Origin of the sequence: Achromobacter sp. B7, assembly GCF_003600685.1 — a bacterium.
Lineage (GTDB): Bacteria > Pseudomonadota > Gammaproteobacteria > Burkholderiales > Burkholderiaceae_B > Achromobacter > Achromobacter spanius_B.
In genome coordinates this window covers 3219693-3234247 of sequence record NZ_CP032084.1, presented here as the reverse complement: position 1 = coordinate 3234247, position 14555 = coordinate 3219693, and the positions used below count along the sequence as shown (strand labels likewise).

Annotated in this window: 13 protein-coding genes; 4 read left to right on the top strand and 9 right to left on the bottom strand. The window is 65.7% G+C overall.

The genetic code is table 11. The features are described 5' to 3' along the window. Nucleotides 1-59: 59 nt before the first annotated feature. On the top strand, nucleotides 60-1049 hold the full coding sequence (locus DVB37_RS14520) for a tripartite tricarboxylate transporter substrate binding protein (protein WP_120155883.1): 990 nt from the start codon (nucleotides 60-62) through the stop codon (nucleotides 1047-1049). A gap of 79 nt (nucleotides 1050-1128) precedes the next feature. Here the strand turns inward: DVB37_RS14520 and DVB37_RS14515 are convergent, their stop codons facing one another. Then, nucleotides 1129-2115: a tripartite tricarboxylate transporter substrate binding protein gene (locus DVB37_RS14515; RefSeq protein WP_120155881.1), complete on the bottom strand. Its 987-nt coding sequence runs from the start codon at nucleotides 2113-2115 to the stop codon at nucleotides 1129-1131. Nucleotides 2116-2318: 203 nt separating this feature from the next. Here DVB37_RS14515 and DVB37_RS14510 point away from each other — a divergent pair, with 203 nt between their 5' ends. Beyond that, entirely contained in the window at nucleotides 2319-3218 is a 900-nt protein-coding gene (locus DVB37_RS14510; RefSeq protein WP_104145810.1) for a LysR family transcriptional regulator, read from the top strand. Nucleotides 3219-3232: 14 nt separating this feature from the next. Here the strand turns inward: DVB37_RS14510 and DVB37_RS14505 are convergent, their stop codons facing one another. The 8 genes from DVB37_RS14505 to DVB37_RS14470 all read right to left on the bottom strand — a co-directional run bounded on the left by DVB37_RS14505 (nucleotide 3233) and on the right by DVB37_RS14470 (nucleotide 12042). Further along, nucleotides 3233-4156: a hypothetical protein gene (locus DVB37_RS14505; protein ID WP_162941330.1), complete on the bottom strand. Its 924-nt coding sequence runs from the start codon at nucleotides 4154-4156 to the stop codon at nucleotides 3233-3235. Between the two features lie 38 nt (nucleotides 4157-4194). Then, nucleotides 4195-4986 carry a hypothetical protein gene (locus DVB37_RS14500; protein ID WP_104145812.1) on the bottom strand — a complete coding sequence of 264 codons (792 nt, stop codon included), beginning with the start codon at nucleotides 4984-4986 and terminating at the stop codon, nucleotides 4195-4197. Then, nucleotides 4983-6584 (bottom strand): sensor domain-containing diguanylate cyclase, encoded by a 1602-nt coding sequence (locus tag DVB37_RS14495; protein ID WP_240434147.1) that lies wholly within the window; start codon nucleotides 6582-6584, stop codon nucleotides 4983-4985. Before DVB37_RS14495 ends, DVB37_RS14500 begins: the two co-directional genes overlap by 4 nt. 147 nt (nucleotides 6585-6731) lie before the next feature. After that, nucleotides 6732-7226: a hypothetical protein gene (locus tag DVB37_RS14490; protein ID WP_120155877.1), complete on the bottom strand. Its 495-nt coding sequence runs from the start codon at nucleotides 7224-7226 to the stop codon at nucleotides 6732-6734. Nucleotides 7227-7268: 42 nt separating this feature from the next. Continuing rightward, complete coding sequence (locus tag DVB37_RS14485) at nucleotides 7269-8456, bottom strand: hypothetical protein (RefSeq protein ID WP_104145814.1); 1188 nt, start codon at nucleotides 8454-8456, stop codon at nucleotides 7269-7271. Between the two features lie 147 nt (nucleotides 8457-8603). Further along, nucleotides 8604-9491 (bottom strand): hypothetical protein, encoded by an 888-nt coding sequence (locus DVB37_RS14480; RefSeq protein WP_120157501.1) that lies wholly within the window; start codon nucleotides 9489-9491, stop codon nucleotides 8604-8606. A gap of 200 nt (nucleotides 9492-9691) precedes the next feature. Next, on the bottom strand, nucleotides 9692-11038 hold the full coding sequence (locus DVB37_RS14475) for an MFS transporter (RefSeq protein WP_120155875.1): 1347 nt from the start codon (nucleotides 11036-11038) through the stop codon (nucleotides 9692-9694). Nucleotides 11039-11151: 113 nt separating this feature from the next. Continuing rightward, nucleotides 11152-12042 (bottom strand): LysR family transcriptional regulator, encoded by an 891-nt coding sequence (locus DVB37_RS14470; protein WP_120155873.1) that lies wholly within the window; start codon nucleotides 12040-12042, stop codon nucleotides 11152-11154. 103 nt (nucleotides 12043-12145) lie between these two features. Here DVB37_RS14470 and DVB37_RS14465 point away from each other — a divergent pair, with 103 nt between their 5' ends. Both DVB37_RS14465 and DVB37_RS14460 read left to right on the top strand, forming a co-directional pair. After that, nucleotides 12146-13477 (top strand): arylsulfatase, encoded by a 1332-nt coding sequence (locus DVB37_RS14465; RefSeq protein ID WP_120155871.1) that lies wholly within the window; start codon nucleotides 12146-12148, stop codon nucleotides 13475-13477. 39 nt (nucleotides 13478-13516) lie between these two features. Next, nucleotides 13517-14521, top strand: coding sequence for a tripartite tricarboxylate transporter substrate binding protein (locus DVB37_RS14460; RefSeq protein ID WP_120155869.1), 1005 nt, complete (start codon nucleotides 13517-13519; stop codon nucleotides 14519-14521). The last annotated feature ends 34 nt before the right edge of the window (nucleotides 14522-14555 follow it).

Sequence of the window (14555 nt, the reverse complement as noted above, 5' to 3'; positions counted from 1 at the left end):
CGGCCATGCGGCCGGCGACCCCATACCTATAAGCAATAAATCAAGGCAGGAGACAAACCATGAACATGCAACGACGCAGTGCGTTGGCCGGGCTGCTGGCCGGCGCCGTCCTGGGCACGCTGGCCACCGCGGCAAGCGCCGCCGACTGGCCCGCGCAAAAGCCTATTTCCTATGTGGTGCCCTTTACCGTTGGCGGGTCCACCGACGTGGTGGGCCGCGTGCTGGCCCAGAAACTGGGCGACCGCCTGCACCAGAACGTGATCGTTGAAAACAAGCCCGGTGCGGCCGGCGGCATCGGCGCCACTTACGTGGCCAAGGCGGCGCCCGACGGCTACACCTTGTTCGGTGGCACCATCAGCACGCACGCCATCAACGCCAGCCTGTACAAGAACCTGAAGTACGACCCGGTCAAGGATTTCGAACCCGTTTCGCTGATCGCGTATCTGCCCAACGTGTTGCTGGTGGACCCGAACCTGGGCGTGAACTCGGTGGCCGATCTGATCGCGCTGCTCAAGCGCGACCCCGCCAAGCGTACGTTTGCCTCGTCCGGCGCGGGCACGTCCACCCATCTGGCGGGCGAATTGTTTTCCAGCATGATCGGGGTGCCGCTCACGCACGTGCCGTACAAGGGCACGCCGCCCGCCATGGTCGATGTGTCCTCGGGCGCGGTCACCTTCATGTTTGACCAGATGACCGCCGCGCTGCCGCTCTTGCAAACGGGCAAGCTCAAGCTGCTGGCCGTGACCACCAAGGACCGCATTTCGCTGGCGCCCAACGTGCCCACGATGCAGGAAGCCGGCGTGCCGGGCTTTCAGATGGCGTCCTGGCAGGCGGTGTACGCGCCCAAGGGCACGCCCAAGCCGATCCTGGACAAGCTGGCCGCCGAAATCGCCATCATCCTGAAAGAACCCGACGTGCAGGAAAAGCTGGGAAAGACCATGGGCATGGAACTGGTCGGCAGCACGCCCGACCAGTTGCGCGCCTTGATGGCCACCGAGATTCCGCGCTGGGCCGAAGTGGTGAAAAAATCTGGAGCGACGGTGGAATAAGCCGTATCAACGGATGGCAAAACGCCCACGGACGCGAAAGCGGCGTGGGCGTTTTTCTTGGGGCGGGACGTGGCCCCGGTCAGTTGATCTTGATATTGCGTTCCTTCACCAGCGTCTTCCACTGCGCCGTTTCCTTGGCCAGATGGTCGCGTAGCGCGTCCGGGGTGCTGCCGATCGATTCCGCGCCGATGGAATCCAGCGTCGCCTTGACCTTCGGTTCGGCCAGCGCGTTGCGCATGGCTTGGTTCAATTTCGCCACCACCTCAGGCTTGGTGCCGGCCGGCGCAAAGGCCGCAAACCACGGCATCAGTTCATAGCCCGCCACGCCGGCCTCCTGCATGGTGGGCACGTCGGGCAGGGCGGCCGAACGCTTGGCGGTGGTGACGCCCAGCGCGCGCAGCTTGCCCGTGGCGATGTGCGGCTTGGCCGACGTGATGCTATCGAACATGTAGTCCACCTGGCCGCCCAGCAAGTCGGCAACGGCCGGGCCGCTGCCCTTGTACGGCACGTGCAGCATGTCGACCCCGGTCATCGACACGAACAGTTCGCCCGCCAGATGAATCGATGTGCCGACCCCCGCCGACGCGTAGGTGTAGTGGTTGGGCTGCGCGCGGGCTTTGGTGATGACGTCCTGCACGCTGGTCGCGCCCGTGCGTGCCGGGTTGGTCACCAATACGTTGGGCACGACCGCCAGCAACGAGATCGGCGCAAAGTCCTTGATGGGGTCGTAGTTCAAATCCGCGTACAGCGCGGGGTTGACCGCCATGCCGTTGGCCACGATCAGGATCGTGTAGCCGTCCGGCTTGGCACGCGCGACGCTGGCCGCACCGATGTTGCCGCCCGCGCCCGCGCGGTTTTCCACGATGACCGAGGTATTGAGCTGCTTGCTCATCGATTCGCCCAACGTGCGCGCGATGCTGTCCATGGCGCCGCCGGGCGGGAACGGCACGACCCACTTGATGGGATGGTCGGGGTAGCTGTCGGCCAGCGCGGCCGACGCGCCGCTTATCAGCGACAGGGCCACGACGGCGCGGGCTAAGGGTTTGGTCACATGGCGCAGGCGCATGGTTGTCTCCAAGGTGCTTGGTTTATTCAGGACGCGCTCTTGTCGGGCGGCGCGGCTTTGTCTTTGTGTGGGCGGCCCCACGCTTGCTGGATTCATACTTTTCCAGCCGAAGGGCCAGCAATCTTCGCAGTATGGCTTGTGCTTTTCCTTGGCGTCCAAGACTATATGGGTTTCCATTCATACCTTTCCAGTCTAGGTGACCCATGCAACTGAGGCACTTGCGTTACTTTCAGGCCGTGGCGGAAGAGGGCAGCTTCACCCGCGCCGCCGCGCGTTTGCATATCGCCCAGCCGCCGCTTAGCCGTCAGATCCGCCAGTTTGAAGACGAGCTGGGCGTGGTGCTGTTCGAACGCACCACGCGCGCGCTGCGGCTGACCGAAGCCGGCCGCTTTCTGCTGGAACAGTCGCGGCTGTTGACCGCGCGCCTGGAAGAAGTGCTGGAAGGCACGCGCCGCCTGGGCCAGACCCAGCGCCGCTGGTTCGGCATCGGGTTTGTGCCGTCGACGCTGTATGGTTTTGTGCCGGAACTGATCCGCCAGCTGCGCAGCGCCGACCCGCAAGTGGAAGTGGGCCTGACCGAGATGACCAGCCTGCCGCAGATCGAAGCGTTGAAGGCCGGGCGCATCGACCTGGGCATCGGCCGCATCCTGCTGGATGACCCGGCCATCGAACGCCGGGTGCTGATGACCGAACCGCTGATGGCCGCCGTGCCCTTGCATCACCCCTTGGCGGGACTGGCCAGCGTGTCCGTTGACCGCCTGGCGCAAGAACCCTTCGTGCTGTATCCCGCGCGCCCTCGCCCGAACTTCGCGGATCACGTGCTGGGGCTGTTTCGCGCGGGCGGGCATGCGCTGCAAGTCGTGCAGGAGGCCAACGAATTGCAGACGGCAATCGGCCTGGTGGCCGCGGGTCTGGGCGTGTCCGTGGTGCCGGCGTCCGTGCAGCGTTTGCAGCGGCAGGACGTGGTGCACGTGCGCATCGAGGGGGACGGCTTCGTGTCGCCGGTTATCGCCAGCTATCGCAAGGACGACGGGTCGGAATTCCTGGCGCATGCGCTTGGGCTTGCACAGTCGCTGGCCGTGCAAGGCGCGGCGGACGCCTGACCGCTTTGCGCGCGTCAGAAGCTGACCGCCAGCCCCACTGAAAACCCCGACACGTTGTTGCCGAACACATAGCGGCCCACCAACCGCGTGCGGGTGATGATGACGTCATACGCGCTGGAATCAAGCTCCAGCCCGGCGCCCACCGACGTCAGCCTGTCAAACCCCAACACGCCGCGCTGGTCGCCCAGGAATTCCGAATGCGTCAGCTCCAGCACATAGCGCAAGGGGCGTTGCAGCAGGGTGATGCCCGTGGGTGCCCGGTAGCGTGCCCACAGGTTGGCCGATTGCGCGATGGCGCTGCCCTGCACGGCCGCCGAACTGGAAAAGCTCTGCAGGCGGATGTCCGAATAGCGCAGCTCTACGTCCACCTCGTAGCCCGGCCGGTAATGCTCGTAGTCCAGCATCAAGGACCCGCCCAGACCATAGGCGTTTAGCGATCCGCGGTCCAGGAAGGTGACGTCCTTGCCCGTCTGGCGGCCCACGTACCAGCTTGCCGCGCGCAGGTCGCTGGTGACGTTGCCCAGCGCAACGTTGAAGATGGGTCGCAGCTTCAACTCGTCGGTCAGCTTGAAGTCCCAACCGATGCCGCCGGTGGCCGACAGGCTGTTCCATTTGGTCGGGATGTTGCGCGACTCGGTGCCCTGGGTGGCCACGAAGGTGGGGTCGTAGCGGCTGCCGGCCAGCACCCCTTCCAGGTAGATCGGCACCGACTTTGAAATGGTGTCGCCGCCGCCCAGCTGCGTCATGAAAAATTCGCTGGACCCCGACGTGGACCCGCCGCCGCCAATGGACAGCGAACTGGTCGTGATGTCGGGCACGATGGAATACGACATCAAGGCCAGCACGCCGTTGGCGCGCTTTTGCAGATCGTCCTGCGTCAGGCGCAGCGTTTGCGCGCCTGCACCCGCGCCCACGACGCAAGCCACCGCCGCGACCACGCACGCCGACGCACGCGCCGACAGGGCGGGGGCGCGTGTCACGGGCGCGCCCCGGATGGCTCGCCGCCCATGGCCTGGCGCTGCGCCATCAGCAGGACGTCGCTTTGGTCGATGCGTATCACGCCGATGCGCGGAAATTCAAAGTCGACAATGATGTACAGCGCCGCCGTCATGACCAGCGCATAGATGATCTGGTGTAGCAGGGTGTCGCGATGCGCGCTGGCCAGGTTCAGGCCGATCAGGCAGGCGCACACCAGCGCCAGGAATCCCAGGAACACATACGTCATCGCGGGCGGGTGCACCTTCTGCGCGACGATTTGGGCCGAGGACACGTCGAACATGTCGTTGACGGCGCCGATGTAGGATGCCGCGAACGGCGGCACGGCGTTCCTGGCAGCCGCCATGGACGTCTTCCATATTTCGTTCTGCAAGGCCGACGCCTTGGCCGCGATGGCGTCGCGCTGATCCAGGTCGGCCACGTGCCGGTAGTAGTTGATGCGTTCGTCTACGTAGCGGCGAAACTGGTCGCGCAGCGGCGGCTGGTCGGGCGCGTTCAGCATATCGATGCGCAGCCACGCGGTGCCGATGGCGTTGACCTCTTGCACCAGCAGGTTGCGGCGGTCGGCCATGCGCTGGGCCGCGCCCGAAAAGGTGAAGGCGATCAGCAAGCCCAGCAACGCGAAGACCGACGCTTCGATCGCCGCCGAACCGGCGCGGCTTTTCTCGTCCATGTCGTGCCGATGGCCCAGGTAGCGGCCGACGCGGATCGCGCCAAGCAGAAGAAAGAAGAATACGGCTGCGCACAATGCCAGGATCAATGAATAGCTCACGTTGCCACCTTGCCTTCGGGGTTGGTTGTATGGACGTGCCGGGTATTCCATCGGGTAACGCGGTTGCGCCCGTTTTGTTTGGACGCGTACAAAGCCTGATCGGCGCAGGTAACGGCGGCTTGGGGCGATGCCGCGTCTTGTGGCCACAAGGCCAGCCCCACGGACACCGTCACCTGGCCCACGCCGGGCGGCATGTCGGTGCGCGCGACTCCCGCGCGGATGCGCTCGGCCGCGGCCATGGCCACGGCTTCGGCGGCGTCCGGAACGATCACCACGAACTCCTCGCCGCCCACCCGAAACGGCCGGTCTTGCTGGCGTACGCTGGCGCTCAACGTGCGCGCCAGTGCAATCAGGACCTGATCACCCGTGGGGTGGCCGTGGGTGTCGTTGATCTGCTTGAAATGGTCGACGTCCAGCGCAATGATCGCGAACGCGGTGCCCGCGGCCACCAGTTCATCCAGCCGCAAGCGCATGGCGCGTCGGTTCATCAGGCCGGTCATTGGGTCCGTCAGCGATTCCGTATTCAGCCTGCCGACTTCGTGCCGGTGCTGCGCCAGCCGGGCCGCCAGGGCGGTGCGCAAGGCATCGGCCTCGGCGTACCAGGCGCGGGGGCCGTTGGAGGTCAGCCCCGGGGCGTCGGCCGCGACGGGGGTGGCCAGCGCGCGGGTCAGGCGCGTCAGCGGGCGGGCGATGGCGTAGGCCAGGGCACTAACCGCAATCAAGGTCAGCAACACGGCGGGGATGGCCAGGCGCAGGGACTCGTACAGCAGCGCCTTCAACGGCGACAGCGCATGGTCCAACGGCCGCTGCACGACCACCGCCCATTTACCCTTGCCCAACGGCGCATAGCCGGTCAACAGGACATGGCCGTCGGCGTCTGTCACCTGAGCCGAGCCGGGGGCGGTCATGGTCGGCGTGCCGGCGGGGGTGTTGCCGGGCACGATGGCCAAGGGCGTGTTGGCGTCGCGGCTGTACAGCGCTTGGCCGGCGCTGTTCACCAGGTATACCTGGGTGCCGTCGGCATAGGGATGCTGGCCGATCAGCTTGTCGATCTGGCTGCCGCGTTCCAGGATCACCACGGCCGCAAGCGCGCCGCCATCGGGAAGGGGATTCACCAGCGTCAGCGTCGCGTGTCGGCCGTCGGGCTGGCCGTCGGGCTGACCGTCTGGTTGACAGCACGGGCGGACCCATTCGCCGATGCGATGTTCCGCAACGCGCAAATCGTTCAGGCTATTGATGGCGGCTAGCGTGCCAGGGCTGTTCGCGCCGCGCGCCGTGACCGTGCCCTGCGCGTCGGTCAGCAGCACGGCCGAAACGCCCTCGATCCTTGAGGCCAGGCGGGCAAGTTCGGTTTGCCGCTGCGCCCCGGACAGTTGGCCGGCCGTAAACGCGTCGGCGCCCACGTCCAGCTGACGGTGGACGGCGGCAAGGTACAGGGTGATGACTTCGGAGAGTTTCTGGGCGTACGCCCGGTTCGATTCCAGCGCGTTGCGCACGGCTTGCGCCTTCTGGACCTGGTAACCGGCGACCAACGCGTTGGCAAAGCCCACCGCTACGCTGAGTACGGCCAGCGCAATCAGGACCGCCAGCAAGCTCACTTTCCTTTGTGTCGCCATGTCGTTGGACAGTCCTGGTCTGCGGCCGCAGGATTCGGATGCGTTGCCGTTCCGGTGAATGGCGGCGCGGGCGGAATGGTGAAATCCGCGAATGCAGAATAACGAAGTCTCTTTGGTTTTTCCAGACTTTCAGTTTGTGGCCGTTGCTTTTTTCGGGCGTACGCCAAGAAACAGAAGGGAACCCGCAATGGCCGCGACCAGGCTGGGCAGGGCGCCAATCTGCAAGGAATCACTGATCGAACGCAGCCGGTCCACGCCGGTAAGCTGCAACATGAACACGAAGCCGTACAGCGCGCCGGCGCCGCATACGGCCGCGAACACCGGCCAGCTGGGCGCGGACCGCTTCAGCGCGCCCGCCGTCATGCCGCAACACAGGGCGGGCAGGCCGCCCAATAGATACGCCGCCCATACGCCTTCCAGGTTTTGCAGGCTGTCCGGAATTTTCACGACCAGCGGCACGACAGCCAGACCGATCAGGGGCCCGATGGCGGCATACAGCAGCCCACCGGTCACCACGCGCAATTCCAGCAGGCGATAGGGTTCGGCCGGGCGCGGGCGCGCGACCCGATAAATGAGGATGGCCGCAGTCATCACGGCGGGAAAACCGAGCAGGAATACATTCATCGCGCGATTGTTGCACGCGCCGTTTGCATCCGACCAGGGGCTTCAGGCGGCGATGGCCCAGGAGGTGTCGGGGCCGGGGCATTCCGGCAGCGCGATGTCGCTATGGCCCGGCCGCACCCACCGCACTCGCTCACGCGTTGCATCAATGCAGCCGCCTTCGGCGTACACCCCTTGCGGGTCGCGGATGCGCGCCATGCGCGACAACACGGCGGCGGTGGCGGCGGGGTCCGCCAGGGTCTGCCGCACCCGATCCTGCACGATCGCTTCGTCCATGCGCGGGGTGCCGGCGTCATCCCTGAACAGGCCATGGCGCCAGTGAAAAATCTCCACGCACTTGGACGTCAGGGTGTAGGGGCGGCCGCGTTCCCAGAAATTGTTGAACAGCCCGTTGCCCAGATAAAACACCCAGGACCCTTCAAAGCCTTCCACGTCGGACGAGGCCGCGTCGGGGTTGCGGAACCACAGGCGGTCGCCGGGAACATAGAAGCGTTGCGGCAGCGGCGCGTCCATCGACCCGTACTCGTGCAGGAACGCCTCATGAAAGCGCCCCGACATGACGGCGCGCGTTTCCCATTGGCGCTGAAGCCGGCGGCCAAGTTCAGGGTTGGCGTGCTGAAGTTCCTGCGCAATGCCCAGCACCGTCACGTACTCGGTGGCGCGATAGCAGGAAAACGCGTACCGCTGGCCCGACGCGTCGGGCTGGGTGGCCTTTTGCAGGCCCTGGATCAAGGACCGCCCGGGCAGCACGGTAAAGCCGCGCGCTTCGTCGTAGGTCCAGTAATCGTCCGGGCGCTCGGCGTGTTCGGTGTCGAAGGCCAGCGCGGTCTTGCGCGCGGCCTGCACGATGTAGCGGCGGATGCGCACCGCCGACTGCAATTCGGCTACATCGGGAAAGGTGAACGCCACCGGGCTGGCCAGCATGGCCAGCAGGATTTCGCAGTCCAGGTCGCCGTCATGGGTCTCGGTGCGCAAGCCCAGCTGCCGCGCAAACTGCGTGGTGTCATGGTCCGGGGCGTAGGCCCGCGCAAAGGCGTGGTGCAACCAGGCATGGGCGCCGGGCGAAGCGCCCGTCAAACCCGAACAGTTCGCTGCCTGACGCAGGCCGGCCTGCGCCAGGAACTGCGTCAACTCGTGCAGCGCGATGCCTGCGTGGTGAAAATCCGGGGACTCAATGCGTATCCCGCCCCGATGCTGGGAAACCAAAGCCTGCTGCAACAACCGCATGAACATCCAACCCGAAAAGCGGAATAAATTCCATGCGGAAATTGTAGGCAGGCGGGCTTAATAGCACCTGTACGAAAGCTGTATTGCAGCTGTATTGAAGCGGTATTGAAGCGGTATTGAAGCGGTATTGCCGCTGGGGGCAGCGGCATTGCCTTACTTCGCGACGTACCCCTTGCTGGCCGGGTCGAAGACATAGGCCGTGATGTCGGCCGCGCCCAGCTGACGCGTCTTGTTGGGGCCTGAAATCGTGGTGCCGCTGGGTTTGACGGTCACGGTGGGCATGTCCTGCTTGCCATCGTTGGAAAACACCAGCTCGCCCTTGCTGGACGTGCACGGCATGACGTCGCCGTCGGCGCAGGCCGCGCTGTTGTCCTCGCCGGTCAGCAGGCTGCCCACGTAGGTCCAGACGTGGCCGTCCTCTTCTTCCTTGAGCCGCTCGGGGTTGAAGACCAGCAGCGCGTAGCCGGTGCTGGTGATGCCATTGTCGAAATTGGTGGTGGGCACGGCCAGCAGCAGCTTGCCGGCGGGCGTGCGAAAGTCCAGCGGCTTGCGGCGCGTGTCCACGTCTTCGCCGCGTTCGTACGCGCCGAATTCCCCGATGGTGGGCTCCATGCCGCGAAACTTCCAGGGCCGTTCAGAAGCCGGGTCCGTCAGCACGAAGGTCGCTTCGGTCAGGTTGACCCGGGTGCCCGGGCCCACATCGTCTTCGCCCGGCTTGCCGTAGCGGTCCGCCGTGTCCCACGCAAAGCCGGTGTAGTAATGCGTACCCTCGGATTCGAAGGCGTGCCCGAACCAATACGTGGCGACACTGCCGTTGGCCACTTCGTATGTCGTCTCGCCCTTGCCGTCTACGTCGTAGATGGCGTACAGCATGGACGGCACATCCGGCGGCGCTACGCGGGCAGCGGCGGCTTGGGATATCGGGGCGGGCGCGTCGCTCGCGGCAACGGCGGGCGACGCCGCCAAGGCCACGCTGGCGGCGGCAAGCAAGCTCGCCAGGATGCTGCGAACGGGCAGGTTGGCCTTCGAAGAGGGTGTCATAAAGGTCGCGCTTTCCTTTTTGTTTTCTTGGAATGCAAAGGCGGGTCGGGCAGACGGCATGCCCACGCGGCAAGCCGGAAAACCACCATGCCCCACCGCGTGCGCTGGCGAGTATAAGGGCGCGTGTTTGCCCCTGGGCTTCACGATATTTCAGGTATTACGACACCGTTACATTTGGGTCGCGGCAGGCTGCGCGACGGCTAATCCGCACCGGATCGGGCGACGTAGGGCTCGGGGGTGGCGGACAGCACCGGTTCGGCGGCGTCGGTGCCTGGGACGACGTTGGTCAGGTCTTCGGTCATTTCGTGGTCCAGCGCGCCTTGCACCAGGTCTTCGGTGACGCGCATTTCCACGCCGGCCGGGGACATCTGCGCGGCGGCGGCGAAGGGGGCGACGGGGGCGGGGGCGGGGCGTTCGCCGCGTCGCCACACGAAGAAGGCCAGCAGGCCCAGGTTCAGGGCGGTAAAGCACCAGAACAGGCCGGCGGCGCCGAACTTGTCCATCACTTGTGAGATCGCAAGCGGGCTGAGGGCCGAGCCCAGCGAATTGATCAGCAGCAGGCCCTGGATCATGCGCACCAGCGCGTCGGCGGGCGCGCGGTCGGCGGCGTGGCTGACGGCTACCGGATAAATCGCGAACACGCCGCCGCCCAGCAAGAACAGCAGCACCATCAACAGCGGCGAGCCGGCGGGTAGCAGCAGGATCAGCAGGCTCAGGACGGTGCAGAACACCGCCAGGGCGATCAGCACCACCTGGCGGTCACGCAGGTCGGACCAACGGCCCACGGGATATTGCAGCACCATCGCGCCCAGGATCACCGCGCCCATCATCTTGCCCACATCGGCCACGTCCAGGCCGATGCGTTGCAGGTACAGCGGCAGCAGCGTGTATACGGCGGCAATCGCCACGCCGGAGCCGAAGCAACCCATCACGCCGGTGGGCGTCATGCGGATCAGATGCTGCGGCATCAGCGGTTCGACGCGTTCGACCAACGGCGAGATGCGCGGAATGATCACCATCGGCATGACGGACAAGGACGCCAGCAGGCCCGCGATCATGAAGGGCGCCATGTCGCCCAGCTGTGTGATGGCGCCCAGTTGCACCTGCCCCAGCATGCCGGAGCCATACAGCGCAATCATGTACAGCGCCAGCAGGCGGCCGCGCATCTTCGGGTCGCCGGCCAGCAGCAACCAGCTTTCCACCACCAAAAACACGCCCACGCAGGCCCAGCCGTTGATCAGGCGGAGCACAAACCAGGCGGTGGGGCCGTAGACCAGGCCCTGCAACAACACGGTGACGGCAATCAGCGACGCAAAGCTGCTGTAGGCGCGGATGTGGCCGATACGCACGATCAGGCGGTCGTTGAAGATCGCGCCCAAGGTCAGCCCGATAAAGTACGACGACGAGACCAGACCGATGACGGTGGCCGATTCACCGGCCGCGTCCAGGCGCAGGGAGGTCAGGGAGGAAATGAACGCGTTGCCGATACAGACAACGAACAGACCGAGTAGCGGCCCAAGGACTAGGGCCAACAACTGCCGAAACATGAAATTCTCGAGGCGGGGAGCTAAGCGATGCGGCCGGGGCGGCCGAAGGCGAGGAAGGAAGGGGCGGGGCGATTGTAGCGATATCGCCGTCCATCCGCTTGGCGGCGGCCACATCACCCCCCGGCCAGCACCGTTTGGCGAAATTCTTCCATCAACGGCGACCACGTCGTGCCGCGCCGGGAGATCAGGGCGATGCTGCGCCGTAGCGGCGGCCCCAGCGACACCGGCAACGCCACCACGTCGGCGCTTGCGGCCAGCGCGCTTTGCGGCAGCACGGCCAGCAGCTCGGCGTCGGCCAATATCTTCAGCGAGCCTTCGGAGAAATGTTCCACTTCCAACGCCGCTGCCGGCAACGCCAAGCCGGCTTCCGCGAAACGCGCGTCCAGCATCTGCCGCGCGACCGACGTCGGGCGCGGCAAGATCCAGCGTTGGCCCGCCAGGTCGCGCAGCGGGACGCGGGCCTTCGCGGCCAGGGGATGGCGCCTGCCTGCCGCGACGCACAGCGGGTCTTCAGCCATGATTTCGTGGTGCAGGGTAGGCGGGCCGTCGGCGTAGATCGGGGTCACGGCAAGGTCAAGCTTGCCGCTTTCCACTTGCGCGTTCAGATCGTCCGACAGGCCTTGCACCAGTTGTACGCGCAGCGCCGGCCGGCGCGGCAGTACGCGCTTGAGAACAGGCATGACCACGCTGTCCACCGTGGCGCCAGTGGCGCCGATGCGCAGCAAGCCGGCTTCGCCCACGCGCAGCTCCATGGCGTGGCGCACCGCGTCGCGGTACTCGGCCCACAGCCGCTTGGCGTGTTGCAAAAAAACCGTGCCTTCGGAGCTAAGCGCCAGGCCGCGGCCGTGCCGCTGCATCAGGGTCAGGCCGGTGTCGGCCTCCAGCCGCCGCAACGACTTGGACAGCGCCGGTTGGCTGACGCCGCACGCCGCCGCCGCGCGTTCCAGGTGGCCGTGCTCGACCGCAGCCAGGAAATACTCGATGTCGCGCAGGGATAGATTCATGAACGCCAGGAATTCGAGAACACACTTTTTGGAATATTACGCGCGGCGCCCGACCCTAGAATCCGGACATACCCCAGACCCGTACCCATAGAGAGCCGCGCGTATGCCGAACCGCCCCAACATCGTTTTGATCGTCGCCGACAACCTGGGCTGGGGCGAGCTGGGTTGCTACGGCGGCGGCGCATTGCGCGGCGCGCCCACGCCCAACATCGACCGCCTGGCCACCCAGGGGCTGCTGCTGCACAACTTCAACGTTGAAAGCGATTGCGTGCCGACGCGCTCGGCGTTGATGAGCGGGCGCCACCCCATCCGCACCGGCTGCCTGCAATCGGTGCCGCCCGGCCTGCCGCAAGGGCTGACCCGCGACGAAATCACGCTGGCGCAACAACTGTCCGGCCAAGGCTACGCCACCGCCCATTACGGCAAATGGCACTTGGGCGATATCCCGGGACGTTATCCGTCGGATCGCGGCTTTGACCATTGGTACGGCATTCCGCGCACCACCGACGAAAGCCAGTTCACGTCATCCATCGGCTTCGATCCCAGCGTGGCCGAGCTGCCCTACATCATGGAAGGCCGGGCCGGGCAGCCGTCCAGCAATGTGAAGCTGTATGACCTGGACAGCCGTCGTGGCATCGATGCGGACCTGGTGCAACACGCCCAGACCTTCATGCGCGACAACGCACACGCTGGCCGCCCCTTCTTCTTGTATCTGCCGCTGGTGCACCTGCACTTTCCCACGCTGCCGCACCCGGACTTCGCGGGGCGTACCGGCGCGGGCGACTTCGCCGATTCCATGGTGGAAATGGATCATCGCGTGGGCCAGGTCGTGGACGAGGTCGACCAGCTTGGCCTGGCCGAGAACACCGTGTTCATTTTTTGCAGCGACAACGGCCCGGAATATCGTCGGCCCTATCGCGGCACGGCCGGCCCCTGGAGCGGCACCTATCACACCGCCATGGAAGGCAGCCTGCGCGTGCCGTTCATCATCCGCTGGCCGGGCAAGGTCAAGCCGGGGCAAGTGTCGAACGAGATCGTGCACGTGACGGACCTGTACACGACCTTGTCGCACATCGGCGGGGCCACCGTGCCCACCGACCGGCCCATCGACGGCATCGACCAGACCGATTTTTTCACCGGCGCGCGCCCGGACTCGGCGCGGCAAGGCTTTCTGTTCTACATCAAGAACGAATTGCGCGCGGTGAAATGGCGCGACTGGAAGCTGCACTTTTATTGGGAGCCCGAGGTCAACGAAGGCAAGGGCAAGCTGGAATCTCCGTATCTGTTCAACCTGAAACAAGACCCCAAGGAAGAAAGCGATATCTTGATTTTCAATACCTGGGTGCTGGGCCCGATGCTCAAGATGGTGCAAGCCTTCAACGCGTCTTGCGCGCAGCACCCCAACACCACCCCCGGTCGGCCTGACGGGGAATGAACGGCCCGCGATAGACGGCGCCAAGCACAAGGGGAACTCATGAAATTCATCAGTCGTCGCGCCTTCACTCGTCGCGCCTACACTCGTCGCGCCATCGCGGGGGCGGGCCTGGCCTGCGCCGTGGCCTTGTCCGGGGCCGCTTCCGCTCAAGCCACGCTGCCCTGGCCGGGCAAACAGATCAACTGGATTGTGGGCTTCGTTCCCGGCGGCACCGCCGACGTGCTGACGCGGGTGGCCGCGCAAGACCTGGCGCAGCGTACGGGCCTGACGGTCGTGGTCGAGAACAAACCCGGCGCGTCCGGCGCCATCGCGCTTCAGATGGTGGCCCGAAGCAAGCCCGGGGACGGCTATCTGATTACCGTGCCTGGCCCGCTGATCTATCCCACGCCGCAGCCGGCCATCGGCAAGGAACTGGCGCCCGTGATGTTGATGGCGCAGGGGCCGATGGTGGTCGTCGGGCCGGCGCAGCACGCCTTGCCCGGATTGGCCGACGTGCTGGCCGATGCGCGTCGGCATCCTGAAAACTGGAGCTACGGCAGTTCCGGCAACGGCACCTCGCAACATCTGGCGGGCGAATTGCTGAATCAAACCGCGGGCACGCACATCGTGCATGTGCCGTACAAGGGGGGCGGGCAGGCCGTGTCGGATGTGGCGGGCGGCCAGATTCCGCTGGCCATCCTGGGGTCGTCGCCGGTATTGCCGCAGATCAAGGCCGGCACGCTCAAGGCCTATGCCGTGACCACGCGCGCGCGGCTCGACGCCTTGCCCGACGTGCCCACTGTGGCGGAATCCGGCTTTGCGGGATACGAAGCCAGCCAGTGGTTTTCGGTGGCCGCGTCGCCCGGGATCGACAAGGCGGTGCTGGACCAGTTGAACGCCGCCTTGCAGCAAACCGTGCAGTCCGCGGCGTTCAAGAGCGCGGTCGAGAACGCGGGCATGATTGCGGCGGGCGGCTCGCGCGCGGACTTGCAGCAGTTCATTGCAACCGACAGCGCCAAGTGGCAGAAGCTGCTGGACAGCGGAGCCATCAAGCTGGCGAACTGAGGCCGTTCGCCAAGCCGCAAGCGGGCGCAAGGCA

Bases quoted from the DNA above. Each gene is read 5' to 3' on its own strand.
- DVB37_RS14510 (WP_104145810.1), top strand. From the start codon at position 2,319: ATGCAACTGAGGCACTTGCGTTACTTTCAGGCCGTGGCGGAAGAGGGC.
- DVB37_RS14475 (WP_120155875.1), bottom strand. From the start codon at position 11,038: ATGTTTCGGCAGTTGTTGGCCCTAGTCCTTGGGCCGCTACTCGGTCTG.
- DVB37_RS14515 (WP_120155881.1), bottom strand. From the start codon at position 2,115: ATGCGCCTGCGCCATGTGACCAAACCCTTAGCCCGCGCCGTCGTGGCC.
- DVB37_RS14520 (WP_120155883.1), top strand. From the start codon at position 60: ATGAACATGCAACGACGCAGTGCGTTGGCCGGGCTGCTGGCCGGCGCC.
- DVB37_RS14485 (WP_104145814.1), bottom strand. From the start codon at position 8,456: ATGTTCATGCGGTTGTTGCAGCAGGCTTTGGTTTCCCAGCATCGGGGC.
- DVB37_RS14465 (WP_120155871.1), top strand. From the start codon at position 12,146: ATGCCGAACCGCCCCAACATCGTTTTGATCGTCGCCGACAACCTGGGC.
- DVB37_RS14470 (WP_120155873.1), bottom strand. From the start codon at position 12,042: ATGAATCTATCCCTGCGCGACATCGAGTATTTCCTGGCTGCGGTCGAG.
- DVB37_RS14460 (WP_120155869.1), top strand. From the start codon at position 13,517: ATGAAATTCATCAGTCGTCGCGCCTTCACTCGTCGCGCCTACACTCGT.
- DVB37_RS14490 (WP_120155877.1), bottom strand. From the start codon at position 7,226: ATGAATGTATTCCTGCTCGGTTTTCCCGCCGTGATGACTGCGGCCATC.
- DVB37_RS14480 (WP_120157501.1), bottom strand. From the start codon at position 9,491: ATGACACCCTCTTCGAAGGCCAACCTGCCCGTTCGCAGCATCCTGGCG.